An 18057-nucleotide genomic window follows, 5' to 3' on the forward strand; every position below is an offset into this window, starting at 1 on the left:
CGGCAGGCATTGAAAAATCCTCCCTGCCCACTTTCGCCGGCACACTGGCGTTTTCGTTCGATAGCTCGAATGGCGGCAAGCTGTCTTTGCAATTGCGCCGCCTTCTCGCCACCTCCTGATAAGTTCCGGGCACCGCCCGGACCACAGCTTTGGGCTTGCGCTGCCGCCTGACCTAGGAGCAGCGGAAGCAAAACAAAAATCGCTGCATTCCAGAACCGCATCATTAGCTACTCGAAAGGTTGGGAGACAGAAATTCCGGAGACCGCTCTCCTTCGCAGGCTGGGCAGGAACAGCGCCGGATCTGAACACGGCATCCGGATCAAGCCCTACGACCAGAGCCGCGAGGGCGAGGCGGAGATATTCAGGTGATGCGGCGCCATCGATCAATCTCAAGACGGCGACCGACACGCCGAGCCGCTGGGCGATCTCCTTGTCTGACAGGGAGAGCGCCCTAGCTGCATTCGCGAGATGTTTGTTTGCTTGCATCGCTCTGCCTCAGCGAGGTTGCGGCCTCGGGGGACGCGGGCGGTGACCCCAGTGCGGCGGACGCGGACGATGGCCCCAATGCGGTGGGCGCGGGCGGTGCCCTCCCCAATGGGGTGGACGCGGCCTGTGCACGATAATCGGCAACCCGATTATCGGGCCGACATGTATGATCGGCCGACGCCGGTTCTGGTAGGTGGCTTGGAGATAGTTGCTGGAAGCCCAACCTCGCCGGCCGGCAAAGGTCACCTCGCACCAGCTATAGCCGTTCAGGCATCCACGAATGGTAAGCGTCGCACCGGCCGGAATGGTGCCTACGCGACCATATTGCGTACCCGGGCCGGTTCTCATGTTTACATTGCCCGTAGCATAGGCATTGGCCGCCTCAGCCAGAGAGGGAAGCGAGATTCCCAGCAGTAAGGCAAGCGTTGCTGCAATGTTTTTCGTCCGCATCGTCTGTCCTCGGGTTACGCCTTGCATTGACCTGGTCAATGCGCTGCAAGCCAGCAATCATGATCCGTGAACGGCGGAATTCCGCCGACACAACAATTTTTAGATCTGCATTTCAGGCCGCGTTATCCGCGGAGTAAAACCGTGTCGCCAATGCAATGCACTCCTGGGTGATTTTCAGGAGCAAGTTTACCCACCCGACTTCTTGACGAAGTCAGGAGCCATGAAATCAGCAATCAGAATAACCAATCGACCCAAAGCGTGTGCGATCCTTCGGATGCGGCTTCCACGCTTTAAGCCATTGCCTCTACGCATGTCGCGATCGCCAAATCGCTGCACGACCTGCGTCAGCTTTCGCGGTTCGGGAAACAGAGTTTCCCGAACCGGTTTGCGCGGCTGAGATCAGGAGCGCGCCACCAGCCTGTTCTTGATCAGACCGACAACGATCTGAACAACAGCGCCAGCCACGCCACCGCCGACAAACTGACCAGCCAGGGCGGCAATATCTAACCCCGCCGCAGCGTCACCGGTTGCAGCACCGGTCGCCCCACCGAGAAGAGCTCCGAGCAACTGCCCCCCACCGACGCCTCCGACCGCGCCGGCGATCAGGTTACCGATACCTCCGAGATCGGAGCTCGGGACAACCTTGCCACCGGCCGTTCCGCCGAGAACACCACCAATCAACTGTGCGATAATAGCTTCCATGGATTCCTCCGTTATGGTCGCTCAATCCGCTGACCGCCAGCGGATTACCACTTAATGTTAAGACCGATATTCCCTTCGAAGATGCGCGTCCTTTCACCGCCTAGATTGGTCGTATAATCCACGGTCGCGTACAGGCTGACCCTCTCGGTCAGGCTGGCGACCACGCCTCCTCCGACCTCCAGCGACGTTCCGCCAATCTTGGTGACAATAGGATCGTCATCAAAGCGGATCGTCTGGTCGGAGGAAAAGTTGTGCCAGAGATTCGCCTTGAGATAAGGCTGAATGAGACCGGCACTGGTCTGATAGTTCCCCTGCAGCCGAACCCCGAGCCGCCCAGTGAAGGAATTGTCGGAATCGAACGATACCGAGGAGAAACTATCGGATGAATCATCCAGGGAGATATGCTGCCAGATAATCTGGCCTTGCGGTTCCAGCGTCCAATCCTCGCTGAGCGCGACCGGATAGCCGCCTTCGAGAGAGGCCGTGACGCCGGTTCCGTCGATATCGAGCGATTCACCTGCACTCGACGTTGCGTCGCCCCCAAACCATGTGCCCATGAGAATGGCATCGAGGTACCAGCCCTGGGGCCCGATATGGGTCCAATAGCCACCCAGGCTGGTTCCACTGACGTCGACCTCACCCACCGAGAGGTTGTTCCAGCCAAGCGCCTGGCCCTTGATGTCGCCATTCATCTTGGAATAGCCGAAGAAAAGGCCGAAACGGTCGAAATGTCCCCCTTCGGTCTCGCGGCCGAACAGGTCCTGGCCGGCCTGGAAGCCGAAGAGATTGCCGTCGAAGCTGGGCAGAACGGTTCCGTCCCACTGCAGTTCGGTGCTCTGGCCGAAGGTGCGCGCCCATGTGGTGGGCATCCATCCACCGCCATGCAGCAAGGCTTGTTCTCCGCGCCGTTCATGGAAGGTACCGAGCGTCGACAGTGCCAGATATTGAGCGACCGGCGGCACGGCCGAATAGGTCGGAACCTCGATGCGGTAAAGCGGCACGACGTCAGCAATAACCCGCGTGGCACCCGGAGTGGGCGGCACCGCCGATAGCGCGGGCGAGGTGGGGGGCGCGGGTGGCGGCGGCGGCGGATCTGCCGCTGCGGCCGCCGGCGGCGCGGGTGGAGCCTCCGGCTGCGGGTCCCCGGCATTGATGGGCGGCGTCGGGTCAACCGGATCCGTCGTCGCATCTCCCTCGCTCGGCAAGGGAGTGGGCGGCAGTTCCGAAGGCGGGGGCGCCTCGGCGATATCCGGATCCTCGGCCTGTGGCGTGGTATTCGGCTCAACCGGGCTTGGGGCTCCGGCAATCGCTCCACCGCCGGACACGATCGTCGAACGGAGATACCAGTTGTCTTGAGTTCCGGCCGAAACACCGCCCTTGAACAGGTAATATTCGTAGGCACCGGCAGCAACGCGGCTGTTAAGCGCGAATGCACCGCCTGCCGTGGTCGCCCCGTTCACGGCCTCGACGACCATGATGCCGTCCGCGGTCGTGCGCGCACCGGAACCTCCGGCATTGACTACGTTCATTCCCGTGCTTCCGGAAGCAGTACCGCCGTCGATGATCAGCTTGTCGGAAGCCGAGGCGTCGTCGCCGAGGACGGTATCAAGGAAGATCTGGCCGCCATTGCCGGTGTAATTGCCGGTGACAGTGAACGTATCCGAAGTGCTGGCGCCACCATTGGTGAGATCGATCCGACCGCCATTGACCATATTGGCGAGTGCGCCCGCCGTGAAGGATGCAACCCCGCCATTCGCGCCGCCGCCATAGACGGTGCTGGCGGAATCGACCGTCAGCGTGCCGGTGCCGGTGCCCGCATCGCCGAGTAGCAGAGTGCCGTCGAACACCAGTTCCGTGTCATTGGTGAGGTCGATCGTTTCCCAGCTGTCGAAGCGGGTGACGCCTGCGGTCTTGACATTGCTCATCGTCAAGCCGTCCGTACCTGCGCCCCCTGTTATCTGCGTGGTTGCGCCGATATGGGAGTTCGTCAGGTTGGTGAGCGTGGCGGTGTCGTTATCTCCGCCGAGATCGACCGCGCCGTAGATAATGCCGCCGCCGTTCCAGTCGAACGTGTCGTTGCCGAAGCTGAGCATCACATTGCCGCCGACCGTGCCACCGGTGACGGTAACACTGTCGGTTCCGCCGCTGACGCTGATATTGCCGCCAATCGTGCCACCCGAGAGAATGATCGTGTCATTCCGAAACCGGTCACCAGGTTACGGTCGATCGTGCCGCCCGACATGTCGAAGATATTGTCGTCGAGCTTCATGTTGACGCGGCCGATGCGCCCACCCGTCATGGTGGCGACGTCACCGTCGTCGAAGGCATCAATGATGCGCCCGTTGGACATGAAGAAAGTGTCGAGATTGTCACCTTGGTTGAGGGACTGGATGGTGCCGCCCGTCATCCGGAAATCGTCAACGCCGCTGCCCTGCTGCACATTGCCGGTAACGGTGCCACCGGAAATCACGAAGGCGTCGTTGCCGTCACCCTGAACCACGACGCCGTCTATGGTACCCGAATGGATTTCGATCCTGTCGGCTCCAGTTCCGAATGTAACGTCGCCGGCAATCGTCCCCGTACCGCCGCTGGGAAGAAGCAGCGTATTGTTGCCGGCGGGATCGGTCAGCCCCCCGACCGATGTGCCGCTGTCACAGGTGTAGCTGTCGTCTCCCACTGGGGGAGTAAAGGTGCACGCGGCACTGACAGGCTCTGAGTAGAAAAGGATTACGCCGGATACCAGACAGCTTCCGGAAAGCAGAAACCGCTTCGGGCCTTGCAACTCAGTACGATTGTTCATCGTCTCCCCTGTCAAATTGAATGCTTTCCCAGCCAATCCCCTCTGACGTTTTGAGTACGCCATAGGTATGACAGATTCGCAACCCTGAGCCGCGAACGGTAGAGATTCTGCGACCTTAAGAGATGGTAGGAAGCCAATTGGAAAAGAGAAGATCGGCTTGGTGATGCAGTATGCAAACAATTAATGAGAGTAAGCGTTAGCCAAGACAAACGCTTTATTGTGCCGAAGGACGCAGCAATTTGTTTCAAACCGAAGCGGAAACATATTTCCCCAGACCATTGGAACTCAATACCAAATCAGCCAAATCCAGCATTTTCGAATTTTCTTTTTTGATTTTATTCAAAAACGGAAGGCCGATGTTTATGGCCCGCCAGAAGAGCGGCGCGATCCCCTCTAAGCGCAATCACGGAAATGTGATCGGAGTGCTCAAATTGCGGCCCCATTGACGTCAAAAACAAGGCGGCCATCCAGGCTGGGCCCACGAAGACCGAAGAGCGACCACAGCCAGGCAACTCTTTTTCATCCATCATCAAAGGGATAGGTCCGCGGGTCACCGAGACGCTGCCCCGGGGCTTCAAGCTTCGGTCAGTCCTGGATTCCTGTTTCAATCGGCGGCGACGAGGTGGCCGGCGGACACCTCCCGGTAAGGCCGCGCCCGAACCTCATAATCCACGGGGCGGATGGGGCTTTTCAGCTCCTCATTCGCGGCCATGCGCTTCTCTCGGCGCCGATCGGGATCGGGCACGGGAACCGCGGCCATCAGCTTCTTCGTGTATTCGTGTTGAGGATTGCCGAAGACCGCGGCTCTTGGACCGATCTCGACGATCTCACCCAGATACATGACCGCCACCCGGTGGCTTACCCGTTCCACCACCGCCATGTCATGGCTGATGAAGAGGAAAGCGAGGTTCAAGCTCTGCTGCAGATCGAGCATCAGGTTGATAACCTGCGCCTTGATGGACACGTCCAGCGCAGAAACGCTCTCATCGGCGACGATCACCTTCGGCCGAAGGGCAAGCGCGCGGGCAATGCAGATGCGCTGACGCTGGCCGCCGGAAAACTCGTGCGGATAGCGGCTTGCCATATCGGGAGACAGGCCGACCTTGCGCAGCATCTCCGCGGTTACCTCATGAGCCTCCTTCGTCGTGCCCATCCTGTGTTCCAGGAAAGGTTCGGCGATCGCCTGGCCGACTGTCATGCGAGGGTTGAGCGAAGCGAAGGGGTCCTGAAAGATCATCTGGATCGTCCTGCGCATCTCGCGCATGCCATGCTTGTCGAGACCCAGCACATCCTTACCATCGGCGATCACCGAGCCGCCGTCCGGTTCAATGAGCCGCATGATCGCTCTGCCGGTGGTGGACTTGCCGCAGCCGCTCTCTCCAACAAGCGAGAGCGTTTCGCCGGCATGGAGATCGAACGAAACGTCCTCGACCGCATGCACCCGTCCGCTCAGGCGTCCGAATAGGCCGGAATAGATGTCGAAACGCTTGGTGAGATTCTTCACCTCGAGGATCGGCTGTCCCTTGGAAACGGTATCCGGCACCTCGACCGGCATATCGGAAGCGCCGGTGGCTGCGTTGACGACGGGAAAACGCAGTGGCCGTTCGTATTCCCGCATCGAGCCCAGAACCGGGACCGCAGAAAGCAGCGCCCTGGTATAGGGATGCCTGCCGCGATGGAAGATATCGGGCGTCGCTCCGGTCTCGACCTGCTCGCCGCGATACATGACCACCGTCCGGTCGGCGATCTCCGCCACTACACCCATGTCGTGGGTGATGAAGAGAACGGAGGTCCCCTCCTCTTCCTGCAGCATCTTGATGAGATCGAGGATCTGCCCCTGGATCGTCACATCGAGCGCCGTCGTCGGTTCGTCGGCGATGAGGAGCTTTGGCTTGGAGGCGAGCGCCATGGCGATCATCACGCGCTGGCGCATGCCGCCTGAGAAGCGATGCGGATATTCGTCGAAACGTGATGCCGCCGAAGGGATACGCACCTTTTCGAGCAGCCGGATGGTTTCCGCCTTGGCCTGCGCCTTCGACATCGCCTTGTGGCATAAAAGTGCCTCGGAAATCTGGTCGCCGATGGTGAAGAGCGGATTGAGGCTCGTCATCGGCTCCTGGAAGATCATCGCGACCTCGTTGCCGCGAACCTTGCGCATCTTATGCTCGGGAAGCGACAGTAGATCACGGCCGCCGAGCATGATCTTCCCCTCGATGCGGCTTGTATCCTCCTGCAACAGCCGCATGATCGAAAGCGAAGTCACGCTCTTTCCCGAGCCGCTTTCGCCGACGATGGCAACCGTCTCGCCGGGCGCGACGGAGAAGGAGACGTCACGCACCACCGATTTCCATTCGCCGTCCACCAGAAACGAGGTGGTGAGGTTTTCGACCGACAAGACCGGCTCGGCGGTCGAAACAGGCTCAGCTTGCGTGGTACTCATCATCGTTCCCCTTCGTTTTCCTTGGTCGAGGCTCAATCCGGCCAGCGCAAGATGCTGTCGAAGCGATGGCGGCTTCGTTCTTCGATCGGCGTGGCGATGATCTCGTTGGAGGCGCGCGCCTTGTCGAGCTCCTCGGACAGTCTCTGTGCGACGACCGTTTCCTGACCGGGGTGCAGGTTACAGGGATCGAGATAGAAGTGGTTGTGCTCCACCTCGTGGTCACGGACGATGACCGGCGGGTTGCCTCGAGCCAGCGCCGCCGCAAGATCCCAGGCGGTGATATGTGCTTCCGCCGGCGAGACAATCACACGCATGCGGTCGAGCGGATTATTGGTCGGATCCGGCTCGATCAGCGCAGTCACGCCTGGACGGCCATCGAGCGTCTTTTTCCAGAGATTGAGATAGCCGGTCTCGCGCTCGCGGATGCCGGCATGGTCACGCTTTTCCCAGGCTTCCAGCGCGRCCATAACGCCGTAGACGCTTTCCTTGCCGACCTTCATACCCCGGCCAATTCCCATGTTCTGCAGGAATGCGTGCCGCACCAGATCCTTCCTGCCAGCGACGATGCCCGAGGTTGGACCACCGAGAAACTTGTGGCCGGAATAGAGCGCGATATCGGCGCCTTGCGCAAGGAAGAGCTTGAGATCGTATTCGGACGCCGCATCGACGATGACCGGTACGCCTTTGGCATGGGCGATTTCCACGAATTCGGTGAGGTGCAGCAATCCGTAGTCGACCACATGGTGAGAGACGACGTAGACCGCAGCCGCCGTCTTTTCGTTGATGGCGTTTTCCATATGGAAGCGATGCGTCGAGGTCGCCTGCCCGATCAGCACGACCTTGCCGCCGGCCAGCCGGATCGCCTGGTCCACCGGCGCACCGTAGCTCACCACATGGCCTGTCTGCACGATGACCTCGTTCTTCTCAGGCGTGACATCAGGCAGCCTCTCGATAGCCAGCAGATTGTCTCCGGTCATGGCGCCAGCGACCGCAACGCTGATGCCGGAGGAGCAGGAGGCCGTCACAAAACCCGCCTCGCCGCCTGTCAATCGGGCGATCACCTCGCTTGCCTTGCGCTGCAGGTCGTTGATCTCGACGAATTGCGGCAGGATCTTCGCCATCGCCTCGATGGCTTCCGGAACGACGATCGAAGCCCCGAGGCTCGTCATCGTGCCGGAGACGTTGATCACCGGGCGCAGGCCGAGCGAAGGACGGATATCATCGGACATTCTGTTTCTCCTTGATCGCGGCAGCTCGAGGATTTTCATCGACAGCTATGCCATAATAATGTAATAGCCTCCTCAAGTAGAATGAGGAGCGTTGAATTGGACGCGAAGACATCATCGGCAATCGCCTCCGAAGGGGATCGCGAAGTTCCAGCCACGCGCCGCTCGCGCGTGAGCGGCATTGATCGAGCGCTGCAGGTGATCGACCATCTCTATGAGACCGGCGCGCCCGCCGGCGCCTATGCGATCGCCAAGGCGATCGGCGCACCGCTTTCCACCGTCTATGTCATCATTGAGGATTTGGTGGAAAAGAACATGCTGGCGCGCAATCCGGTCGGCTCTCTCTGGCTTGGTGCGCGGCTCTATCATTACGGGCTCGCCTATGCCCGATCGCTGGATTTCATGAGCGTGGCGACGCACGAGATGCACGACCTTTGCCGCGAAGCCGGCGAAACGGTGCAGTTGTGCGGGCGCGACGGCGACCACATGCTGGTGCTGGCCATGGCGGATGGGCCGAGCCATTTCCAGGTCGCTTCGCGCGTCGGCACGCGCGTGCCGCTCAACTGGACGGCGTCGGGCCGGCTTCTGGTCGGGCATCTCCCCGAAGCCGAGCGTATCGAACTCTTCAAGCGCTGCGCCCGCACCTCGCCGACCGGTCGTGCGGAAATCGATGCCAAGACGCTCTCCGACGCCGCTGGAGGCGCCTTCCAGGAGCGTCTGTCGATTCAGGTCGCCGAATCCGACTACGCTGTCGCCTGCATCGCCTCGCCGATCTGCGACCGGAGCGGCCGTTGTGTCGCTACCATTTCCATCGTACTGCCGGAGCAGAAGGTCTTCTCCGACGAGAACCACTATACCGAGCACGTCCGCGCCTCCGCCGAGCGGATCGAGAAGGTGATGGGCTGGCGCAATCACTGATCCCATTGCGTCAATCTCTCAGCGAGACGATCGCCTCGATCTCGACGGTAATGTTGCCGGGCAGCGATCCGAAACCGACGGCCGAGCGAGCATGCTGGCCGGCATCGCCGAACACTTCGATGAACAGGTCCGAGCAGCCGTTGATGACGCTCGGATGATCCTCGAATTGCGGAACGGCATTGACCATGCCGAGCAGCTTGACCACCCGCTTGACACGGGAAAGATCGCCTAGCGCATCATGCATGACCGCAAGCAGGTTGATGCCCGTCAGCCGTGCGTGCTGATAGGCCTGATCGACGCCCACTTCGCCGCCGACCTTGCCGGAATGGAGATGGCCGTCCGCCTCGCGAGGCCCCTGCCCTGAGAGATAGAGCAGATTTCCCTCCCGCACGTGCGTCACGAAATTGGCGATCGGCGGTGGTGAAGGTGGAAGTTCGATGCCGAGCGAGGCAAGCCGCTGATAGGGCGTCGGCTGTTTCGGCTCTGCGTAGGTGGAAGAGTGTTTCACGCAAATTCCTCGTTATGAAATATGAAACCCGGCATCAGCGCCAGGAATAGCCGTGGCTGTGGCGCACCAGCTTTCGGGCCCTTGGAATGTAGCGGCTGGCGGTGATGGCCTCGGAACCGATGACCGCGTAGCGTGGCTCGAACAGTTTCGTCAGACGGGAGACGTCCCCGTTCGAATCGGTCGCTTCGAGATCCGCATCGACCAGATCGAAGATCGTGAAATCTGCGCGTTGACCAACCGAAAGACGGTCTTCCATCGAAAGCTTGATGACGGAGGCCGGGTGGTGGGTGACCGCTTCGACGACCTTGTCGAAGGGCATGCCGACCGAGAGCAGCTTGGACATGGTGGTCGCCAGGTCCCAGACCGGGAAATTCATCGAGTGGCCATGCAGGTCGGTGGAGATCGAGAACGGCAGGAGGCCCCGCGCGATCGCCGCTTCCGCGACCTTGAAGGAGAAGGAAGCTCCGCCATGGCCGATATCGAGGCGGATTCCCTCCCCGGCGCAGCGTTCGGCCAGGTTGAAGAGATCCTCGTCCTCCATGATGCTCGAGCCGGCCTTGCCGTTGAAGCAATGGGTGACGACGTCGCCGGGACCGAGGATTTCGAGCACTTCGTCGTAAAGCGCCGGCGGTTCGCCCACATGCACCATCATCGGTATTTTCAAGATCTTGGAGATCTTCTTACCGAGCTTGACCGGGGTAACACCCCAGGAACCGGTGATGACGTGGCTGGCGCGAACCTTGAGACCGACGATATGCTCGCTGTTTTCCGCATAGCATTCGAGGATGCGGTCGAGGTCGATGTCGCGGATATCGCGCAGTTCGGCGACGCGATTGCAGGCAACGAGACCGATCGAACCGAGGTTCAGGAAAGCCTTGATGCGTTCGCGGGAGGGCTCGATGATATATTCGCGGAAACCATGGAAATTGGCTTCGCCGGCGGAGCCGGCATCGACCAGCGTCGTGACGCCGCGCTCAGCACCGCACTCGGAAGGCCGGATCGAGATATCCGTGCCACCATGCCAGATATGCACGTGGAGATCCACCCAACCCGGCGAGACAAAGGCGCCCTTGGCGTCGACGCGGATCGCATCGGCCGGAGCCGCAAGCGACTGCCCGATCGCGGATATTTTGCCGTCGGCGCCGACCAGGATATCGGTGGTGCCGGCCGGCGCATTGGTGCCGAAGGCCATTGGCTTCACGTTGGCGAGGAGAAGCGGTTTCGCCTGTTCTCCGGATGTCATGATTTACAAATCCCTTCGCAGTCTTGGATCGAGCATATCCCGCAAGCCATCGCCGACCATCTGCAGCGAGAGCACGGAAAGAATGATGGCAAAGCCGGGGAAATAGGTCATCCAGTCGGCCTGCCCGATATATTGGCGGCCGGCGGAGATCATGGTTCCCCAGGTCGGAATCTCGGGGCTGACGCCGAGCCCCAGGAAGGAGAGCCCTGCTTCGGCAAGCATGGCGCTGGCGAACAGGAAGGTCGCCTGTACGAGGATCGGCGACATCAGGTTGCGCAGCACATGCCGCGTCATGATGTGGAAGGTCGATATCCCAAGCGCCTGAGCGGCCTCCACATAGGGCAGTTCGCGGATCACCAGCGTCGATGCCCGCACGATGCGTGCCAGCCGCGGCGAGTAGACGACGGACAAGGCGATGATGACCGTGGTCAGCGAGGGCCCGAGTGCTGCGACGAGCGCAATTGCGAGCAGAATGTCCGGGAAGGCCATCATCGCGTCGATGAGCCGCGCGATCGGYGTATCGAGTCGCTTGAAGAAACCCGCGAGCAGGCCGAGCGTGATGCCGATCACGGCCGAGAGCGCAACGACCGCCGCACCCACCAGCAGCGACAGCCGGCCGGCATAGATGGTGCGCGAGAAGACATCGCGGCCGAACTCGTCGGTGCCGAACCAGAACATCTCGCTCGGCGGCTTCAACCGGTTCACGATCGAAAGTTTCGACGGCGAATAGGGTGCGATCAGCGGCGCGAAGGCGGCGAGCAGAACGAAGACCGCCAGAATAAGGAGACCGGCTGCCACCGTCTTGCGCTTGACGAAGCGGCGGAGGAACTTCGATCCCTCGCTTGCGGCCGGCTTTGTGGAAACAACGTCCGCCATCAGTAGCGCACCCTTGGATCTACGAGCAGATACAGCATGTCGATCGCGAAATTGATCAGCACATAAAGGCCGGCAATCACCAGCAGCGCGCCCTGGATCACCGGATAGTCGCGGCGGAGCACGGCCGAGACGACGAGATTGCCCACGCCGGGCAGGCCGAAGACGGTCTCAGTGACCACCGCGCCTGAGATCAGTACCGCGGCCGTTAGCCCGATCACCGTCAGAATGGGGATCAGCGCGTTCTTCAAAGCGTGCTTCAAGACGACACGCCGCTCTATCAATCCTTTGGCGCGTGCCGTGCGGATATAGTCGTCGCCGAGCACGTCGAGCATGGAGGCACGCGTGAAGCGCAGAATGAGCGCCGACGAGACGAGGCCGAGCGCGAAGGCTGGCAGCGTCAGGTGGTACATGCGCCCGATGAATGACGTTCCGGGTCCGCCATAGCCGGATACCGGAAAGATGTTTAGCCGGACGGCGAAGAACTGCATCAGGATCAGGCCCAGCCAGAAGCTCGGAATGCTGGCCGCCAGCATGGCGATCGTGGTCGCCGCCTGATCAACGAAAGAGCCGCGTCGATAGGCGGCATAGATGCCGATCGGCAGCGCGATCACGCTGGCGATCGCCAGTGAGAAAACGGTGAGGAAGAAGGTCGGCTCCGCCCGCTCGAGCAACGCCGATGTCACCGGCATGTTGAGGAAGATCGACTGCCCGAGATCGCCCTTCAGCAACTGTCCGATATAGAGGACGTACTGGACGACGAGAGACTGATCGAGCCCGAGGCGCGTGCGCAGATCGGCAATGTCCTGCGGCGTCGCGTCGGGGCCGAGCATCACGGCAGCCGGGTCTCCGGGGGTGACGCGCACGATCACGAAGACGATCGTGACGACTAGGAACATTACGACGATCATGCCGGCAAGGCGCTGAAGAATGTATCGTATCATGAATACGTTTCCGCTGTCCGGAAGACATCAGAGGAGGCGGACACCGTGCCGAAGCACCGGCGCCTGCCTCGGTCTTGCTTATTTCGAGATCGAAGCGTTCCAGAAATAAGGCCATGGCGCCGGATCGACGCCCTCGAGCTTGTTCGACTTGGCCGAAACCGCGTTGAAATCGCCGATCTTCATGAACGGTACATCGTCATAGATCGCCTTCTGGACCTCCGCCCAGAGCTCGACGCGCTTATCCGCATCGACCTCCGCCGTGAAGGCGTCGACCGCCGCCTTGCGGGCAGGCGTATCCCACCAGCCTGGCGAACTGGTCGAAAGCGACCCGATGAGAGCCGGTTCCGGCAGGAACGGGCTGTGGCTGATATAGATATCCCAGAGCGCCTTGTCGGCGCGGCGCTGCGTCAGCGTCGCCCAGTCGACCACCTGCATATCCACCGTGAAGCCGGCGAGTTTCAGGTACTCTGCAGCGACCTGCGCCATCTTGTAGTGGAATTCGTACTGACGGCTCGTCAGGATGCGGATCGGCTCGCCATTGTAGCCGGCTGCCTTGGCGGCCTCGGCCGCCCCTTCCGGATCGGCCAGGTTATAATTACCCTCGACGCCGGCATCGGTGCTCCAGACGAAGTTCTCCGGATAGATCTTTCCATCGGCGGTGTAGAAATCCGTGCCTCCGAAGGCGGCCGCCATCATGTCTTCCATACTGAGCGCCTGGCGGATGGCCTTGCGGATTTCAACGTTCTTCGCAACGCCTTCGGCAGTATTGAAGACGAAGACCGGATAGCCGAACGGCTTCAGCAAGACGGGCTGTGAGGCGGAGGATGACTTCAGCCGGTCGAAGGACTCGACCGCGATGGAATCGACATATTCATACTGACCGGAGACCGCCGCCTCGAGGCGGGTATTGGGATCGGGGACAGGCACGAAGCGGATCTCGTCCAGATACTGGTGGCGGGCGCCGCCATAGCCATCGCTCTCCCCATCGCGCGACTTGTAGCCGTCGAAGCGGGCAAGCTGGATATACTGGTCGGCCCTGCGCTCCTTCAGCATGTAGGGTCCGGTACCGACGAAGTCGGTCATCGGCTCGGCCTGCTTTTCCGAAGGAATGATGATGGCCGCGGAGTTGTTGAAGGCGAGCAGCGAGGTGAGCGGTGCATAGGCCTGCTTCAGCTTGATCACCACCGTGGAGGCATCGGGCGCTTCGATCGTTTCGATGAAGCCGACCGCCTGCTTTCCGCGCGACGCAATCTTCGTCCAACGGTTGAGCGACGCCACCACGTCCTCGGAAGTCATGTCGGTGCCGTCATGGAACGTGATGCCGGTGCGCAGCTTGATCGTGTAGGTTTTTCCGTCCGCGCTGATCTCGGGCAGGCTTTCGGCCAGAAGCGGCGTCACCTTCCAGCTCTTGTCGAAGGTGTAGAGCGTTTCGAAGATGTGCTGGGTGACGATGCCGACGAGGTCCGCCGTCGAAGACATCGGATCGAGCGTCGGCGGCTCGCCGATCGTCGCGACATTGATGACGCCGCCCTTTTCCTGGGCAAGAAGCATCGTGGGCGAGGCGACGAGCACCGTGGCCGCAAGGAAAGCAAGTTTCAATTTCATGTCAGTCTCCCAGTTGAGTTCCACTATTATGTTATAAACGACTTTATAACAGAATACCGAAGCTGGGAGAGGTGTCAATCACTTCGCGACGCCGAGCTGATGCCAGCGCAGATCGCCAAAAGAAAAGGCTCGGCGACCGTAATCACGGCTGCCGAGCCCCAGGGGTAGATTTCTACTCTAATCCCGAAGAGTGCGGATCACTGTTTCGGAATGCCGGCCTTTTCGATGACCGCCGACCATTTTTCGATATCGGCTTCCAGGCGAGCGCCGATCTCCTGCGGCTTGCTGGAGCGGGCTTCGACCCCGAGCTCGGCGAAGCGCTTCTGGATAGCCGGGTCGGCGAGCACCTCCACCAGCGTCGCATTCAGCTTGTCGACCACGTCCTGCGGCGTRCCGGCAGGCGCAAAGATGGCGTTCCATGACGTGACGTCGAAACCGTTCACGCCCTGCTCCTGTGCCGTCGCGACATCGGGCAGCAGGATCGATCGGGTCGGACCGGAGGAGGCGACGGCCACCGCCTGCCCCTGCGTCAGCGCTGCCTTCAGCGCCGTCTGGCTATCGATGATGACGTCGAGTTCGTCGCCGAGCAGAGCGACGAGAAGGTCCGGGGTAGCCTTATAGGGAACAATGGTGAAATCGATGCCTGATGTCGACTTGAAGAGTTCGGCGGCCAGATTCTGACTGCTGCCGACATTGATGGTGCCGACGTTCAGCGCACCGGGCTCGGCCTTTGCAGCCTCAAGAACGTCCGCCAGCGTCTTGAATTTGCCGCCCGCCTTGGTGACGAAGACGAAATCGAAATAGGCAAGGCTTGAAACCGGCACGAAATCCTTGACCGGATCGAACTGGAGGTTTTCGAACAGCGGCACGCTGATCGCCGTGCCGTTCGAAAGGAGCGCCAGGGTATATCCGTCGGCGGGGGCGTTGAGCGCCGCGCGCGCGGCAACCGCGCCGGCCGCCCCCGGCTGGTTCATGATGACGATCTGCCGGCCGAGCTTCTTGCCGAGTGCGTCGGCAACGACGCGCGAGGTGATATCGGCGATCCCGCCCGGCCCGAAGGGCAGGACGAGAGTGATGTCCCGCTCCGGATAACCCTCGGCTAACGCAAGGGTCGGCACGGTCAATGCCAGAACGGACGCTGCAACCAATGACGCCCCCAGTTTCGAAGCACGCCTGAACAGTGTCGCCGGTTTTTGTGTCATGCTATTGAACATCGTCACCTCCTCCATTTGTGGGGCCGCCGCTCAGGCGGCAAAACCGTAAAGCCGCGCGGGGTTGTCGACGAGCAGCTGCCGCCGCTCGCCCTCCCCGTCCGTAAAGCGCAGCACGAGATCAACGAGATCGGCCTCCTCCACCGACTCCTTGAGATTGGGATGTGGGAAATCCGTTCCCCAGAGCGTGCGGTCCGGGCTTGCCTCGACGAGCGCGCGGGCGAACGGCACTGCCGCATCGAAAGGAAAGCGGGAAATCCGTTCCGACCCGCAGACTTTGACCCAGCAGTTCTCCCGCCTGACAAGCTCCAAAAGTGCCTGGAAGGCCGGCTGCTCGGTCCCGAGACCGGTGTCGACCCGTCCCATGTGGTCGATCACGAAGGGAACCGGCAGGCTGCGGATCATCTCCGATAAGGGCACGATATCGGCGGCGTCGAGATGCAGCACGACATGCCAGCCACGTCCCTTGATCCGGTCGATGACCCGATTGAAGACATTCATATCCGGGGCGCCGCCGAGGTGACGGACGAAGTTGAACCGGACGCCGCGCACGCCGCCGTCGTCAAGCCGCTGAAACGCCTGGTCGTCGAAACTGTCGTCGACGATTGCCACCCCGCGATAGCGATCGGGCCGCCATGCGATCGCGTTGAGCATGGCGCGATTGTCGGTGCCATGGCAGCTTGCCTGGACGATCACCGCCCGCCCGACACCCAGCCGATCGTGGAGCGCGGAAAGGGCCTCCTTCGGTGCGTCCCCGGGCGTGTAGCTGCGTCCCGGCGCATAGGGAAAGACCGCACCTGGACCAAACACATGGCAATGGGCATCGCAGGCGCCGGCAGGCAGGATGAAATCAGGTTTGCGCCGGATCCCGTCAACTGTAATGGCCGAACTCATTATGATTACCTCCCGACATATCGATTAGGCCCGGCTCTCACCGGGGAAAAACCTTTCCTTCGAACAGCTTGCGCGCCGTCCTTACCGTACCGGCGCCCTGGATCGAACCGTCTTCGGCCAAATCCAGGAAGACCTCCATCGTGCCTGTCGGATGCTCCACCAGATAGCGGCCGTCCGCGGGGCTCACCGCGAGTTCGGCGGCCGGACTCATCTCGAGACGTGTGGCGGTCGCGACCGTCACCGCGGCCAGCACGCCGATCGAAGCGTGGACACGATGCGGTATCCACGACCGGGCTGTGATCGCTCCGCCATTTTCCGGCGCGGAAACGAGTGTCATCTTCGGAACGGATGCCTTGGTCACGTCGCCGAGCCGCATCATCGGCCCAGCCTTCAGGCGGATCGCCTCTATCTTCGCCTTCAAATCGGCATTGGCTTCCAATTCCTCGCGGCTCTCCTTGCCAGAAATCGCGAAGTCCGAAGCTCGCATGACGACGCAGGGCATGCCGTTATCGATCAGGGTAGCCTCAATGCCGTCGATGACGTCGACCGCATTACCGGTCGGCAGCAGCGCGCCGCACATCGAACCTGCAATGTTCATGAACAGGAGCGGCACCGCCGCATGGCTTCCCGGAACGCCGGCGATCTCGGTGCTGCCCTTGTAGTTGACGCGGCCGCCCGGCGTTTGGATCCGTGCAAGTGCAACCTCGCCGGTGTTCAGCATATGGATGCGCACTTCGGTCTCGTTGCCGGTCACGGCGACAAGTCCGCGCTCAATCGCCGCCGGGCCGACGCCGGCCAGAATATTGCCGCAGCCCTGCGCGTCGCTGACCACCGCCTGGTCCACGAAGACCTGGAGGAAGAGATAATCGACATCGGCATCCTCGCGGCTGGACGCAGAAAGGACCGCTACCTTGGAGGTGAGCGGGTCGGCGCCGCCGATCCCGTCGATCTGGCGCGGATCGGGCGAACCCATGATCCGCAGCAGGAGGTCGTCGCGCTCCCCTGTATCGGCCGGCAGGTCGCTTGCCAGGAAGTATGCTCCCTTGGACGAGCCACCACGCATCCAGAGGCAGGGAATGCCGTCCTCAGACATATTTCAGCCCCTTCGCCGCCAGCGCCGGGCGCATGTCATAGATATCGAGCCCGAGCTCGCCGGCCGCCAACCGCTTGCGTTTCGCCTCCTCGTTGGCAAGCCGCTTGTCCGCTGCCGCCAGCACGGCCTCGGCTTCCTCACGCCTGACGACACAGACGCCGTCGTCATTGGCAATGATCACGTCGCCCGCCTCGATATAGGCGCCGGCGCAGACGATAGGCACGTTCACCGAACCCAGCGTCTCCTTCACTGTCCCCTGCGCCGAGATCGCCTTCGACCAGACAGGAAAGCCCATGGCGGTCAGGTCCCGGACGTCGCGAACGCCGGCATCGATGATGAGACCACGGCAGCCCCGCGCCATGGCCGAGGTCGCCAGAAGATCGCCGAGATAGCCGTTAACGCAGGGTGAGGTGGGTGCGAGGACGAGGATATCGCCCGGCTTCAACTGCTCGATGGCGACGTGGATCATCCAGTTGTCGCCAGGCGGCGCGGAAATTGTGACCGCCGAACCGGCGATCTGCGCGCCGGCATAGATCGGACGCATGTAGCTCGCCAGCATGCCCTTGCGGCTCTGCGCCTCATGAACAGTAGCAACGCCCGCCTGCCCCAAGCGATCGATGACGGACTGTTCGGCCCGCGCAACCGTCTGCACCACAACTCCCAT

Annotated in this window: 14 protein-coding genes and 1 pseudogene; 1 reads left to right on the top strand and 14 read right to left on the bottom strand. The window is 61.4% G+C overall.

The genetic code is table 11. The annotated features are described in order from the left end of the window. Positions 1–495: 495 nt before the first annotated feature. The 5 genes and pseudogenes from LCM4573_RS27470 to LCM4573_RS19965 all read right to left on the bottom strand — a co-directional run bounded on the left by LCM4573_RS27470 (position 496) and on the right by LCM4573_RS19965 (position 8107). Positions 496–963, bottom strand: a complete 468-nt coding sequence (locus LCM4573_RS27470; protein WP_338012598.1) for an SH3 domain-containing protein — start codon at positions 961–963, stop codon at positions 496–498. 372 nt (positions 964–1335) lie between these two features. Then, entirely contained in the window at positions 1336–1638 is a 303-nt protein-coding gene (locus tag LCM4573_RS19950) for a hypothetical protein (RefSeq protein WP_071008123.1), read from the bottom strand. Positions 1639–1682: 44 nt separating this feature from the next. Next, positions 1683–4438, bottom strand: a pseudogene (locus LCM4573_RS19955) (autotransporter outer membrane beta-barrel domain-containing protein). A gap of 604 nt (positions 4439–5042) precedes the next feature. Next, on the bottom strand, positions 5043–6878 hold the full coding sequence (locus LCM4573_RS19960) for an ABC transporter ATP-binding protein (protein ID WP_071008515.1): 1836 nt from the start codon (positions 6876–6878) through the stop codon (positions 5043–5045). Between the two features lie 32 nt (positions 6879–6910). Beyond that, positions 6911–8107, bottom strand: a complete 1197-nt coding sequence (locus tag LCM4573_RS19965) for an aminotransferase class V-fold PLP-dependent enzyme (protein ID WP_071008124.1) — start codon at positions 8105–8107, stop codon at positions 6911–6913. An 81-nt stretch (positions 8108–8188) separates the two neighbouring features. Between LCM4573_RS19965 and LCM4573_RS19970 the strand changes: the two genes are divergently transcribed. Further along, positions 8189–9022 carry an IclR family transcriptional regulator gene (locus LCM4573_RS19970; protein ID WP_071008125.1) on the top strand — a complete coding sequence of 278 codons (834 nt, stop codon included), beginning with the start codon at positions 8189–8191 and terminating at the stop codon, positions 9020–9022. A 10-nt stretch (positions 9023–9032) separates the two neighbouring features. On the opposite strand, the gene LCM4573_RS19975 is transcribed toward LCM4573_RS19970, so the two are convergent. The 9 genes from LCM4573_RS19975 to LCM4573_RS20015 all read right to left on the bottom strand — a co-directional run bounded on the left by LCM4573_RS19975 (position 9033) and on the right by LCM4573_RS20015 (position 18057). Continuing rightward, positions 9033–9530: a RidA family protein gene (locus LCM4573_RS19975; protein WP_071008126.1), complete on the bottom strand. Its 498-nt coding sequence runs from the start codon at positions 9528–9530 to the stop codon at positions 9033–9035. Between the two features lie 34 nt (positions 9531–9564). Next, positions 9565–10773 carry an amidohydrolase/deacetylase family metallohydrolase gene (locus LCM4573_RS19980; protein WP_071008127.1) on the bottom strand — a complete coding sequence of 403 codons (1209 nt, stop codon included), beginning with the start codon at positions 10771–10773 and terminating at the stop codon, positions 9565–9567. Between the two features lie 3 nt (positions 10774–10776). Continuing rightward, the gene (locus LCM4573_RS19985; protein ID WP_071008128.1) at positions 10777–11649 is read right to left on the bottom strand and encodes an ABC transporter permease; all 873 of its coding nucleotides are present in this window, start codon (positions 11647–11649) and stop codon (positions 10777–10779) included. After that, positions 11649–12590 (bottom strand): ABC transporter permease, encoded by a 942-nt coding sequence (locus LCM4573_RS19990; protein WP_071008129.1) that lies wholly within the window; start codon positions 12588–12590, stop codon positions 11649–11651. Before LCM4573_RS19990 ends, LCM4573_RS19985 begins: the two co-directional genes overlap by 1 nt. A 78-nt stretch (positions 12591–12668) precedes the next feature. Next, on the bottom strand, positions 12669–14195 hold the full coding sequence (locus LCM4573_RS19995) for an ABC transporter substrate-binding protein (RefSeq protein WP_071008130.1): 1527 nt from the start codon (positions 14193–14195) through the stop codon (positions 12669–12671). A gap of 197 nt (positions 14196–14392) precedes the next feature. Next, the gene (locus LCM4573_RS20000; RefSeq protein WP_083347546.1) at positions 14393–15409 is read right to left on the bottom strand and encodes a tripartite tricarboxylate transporter substrate binding protein; all 1017 of its coding nucleotides are present in this window, start codon (positions 15407–15409) and stop codon (positions 14393–14395) included. A gap of 30 nt (positions 15410–15439) precedes the next feature. Next, a complete protein-coding gene (locus LCM4573_RS20005; protein WP_071008131.1) occupies positions 15440–16300 on the bottom strand; it encodes an amidohydrolase in 861 nt (286 codons plus the stop codon). Between the two features lie 37 nt (positions 16301–16337). Then, positions 16338–17393: a 4-oxalomesaconate tautomerase gene (locus LCM4573_RS20010; RefSeq protein WP_071008132.1), complete on the bottom strand. Its 1056-nt coding sequence runs from the start codon at positions 17391–17393 to the stop codon at positions 16338–16340. Further along, on the bottom strand, positions 17386–18057 hold the full coding sequence (locus tag LCM4573_RS20015; protein ID WP_071008133.1) for a 4-carboxy-4-hydroxy-2-oxoadipate aldolase/oxaloacetate decarboxylase: 672 nt from the start codon (positions 18055–18057) through the stop codon (positions 17386–17388). Before LCM4573_RS20015 ends, LCM4573_RS20010 begins: the two co-directional genes overlap by 8 nt.

Origin of the sequence: Rhizobium sp. LCM 4573 (assembly GCF_001854865.1) — a bacterium.
Lineage (GTDB): Bacteria > Pseudomonadota > Alphaproteobacteria > Rhizobiales > Rhizobiaceae > Neorhizobium.

Coding starts and splice junctions, on each gene's coding strand:
- LCM4573_RS19990 (WP_071008129.1), bottom strand. CDS start 12,590: ATGATACGATACATTCTTCAGCGCCTTGCCGGCATGATCGTCGTAATG.
- LCM4573_RS20015 (WP_071008133.1), bottom strand. CDS start 18,057: ATGGGAGTTGTGGTGCAGACGGTTGCGCGGGCCGAACAGTCCGTCATC.
- LCM4573_RS19970 (WP_071008125.1), top strand. CDS start 8,189: ATGAGGAGCGTTGAATTGGACGCGAAGACATCATCGGCAATCGCCTCC.
- LCM4573_RS19960 (WP_071008515.1), bottom strand. CDS start 6,878: ATGAGTACCACGCAAGCTGAGCCTGTTTCGACCGCCGAGCCGGTCTTG.
- LCM4573_RS20010 (WP_071008132.1), bottom strand. CDS start 17,393: ATGTCTGAGGACGGCATTCCCTGCCTCTGGATGCGTGGTGGCTCGTCC.
- LCM4573_RS19980 (WP_071008127.1), bottom strand. CDS start 10,773: ATGACATCCGGAGAACAGGCGAAACCGCTTCTCCTCGCCAACGTGAAG.
- LCM4573_RS19995 (WP_071008130.1), bottom strand. CDS start 14,195: ATGAAATTGAAACTTGCTTTCCTTGCGGCCACGGTGCTCGTCGCCTCG.
- LCM4573_RS20005 (WP_071008131.1), bottom strand. CDS start 16,300: ATGAGTTCGGCCATTACAGTTGACGGGATCCGGCGCAAACCTGATTTC.
- LCM4573_RS19950 (WP_071008123.1), bottom strand. CDS start 1,638: ATGGAAGCTATTATCGCACAGTTGATTGGTGGTGTTCTCGGCGGAACG.
- LCM4573_RS27470 (WP_338012598.1), bottom strand. CDS start 963: ATGCAAGGCGTAACCCGAGGACAGACGATGCGGACGAAAAACATTGCA.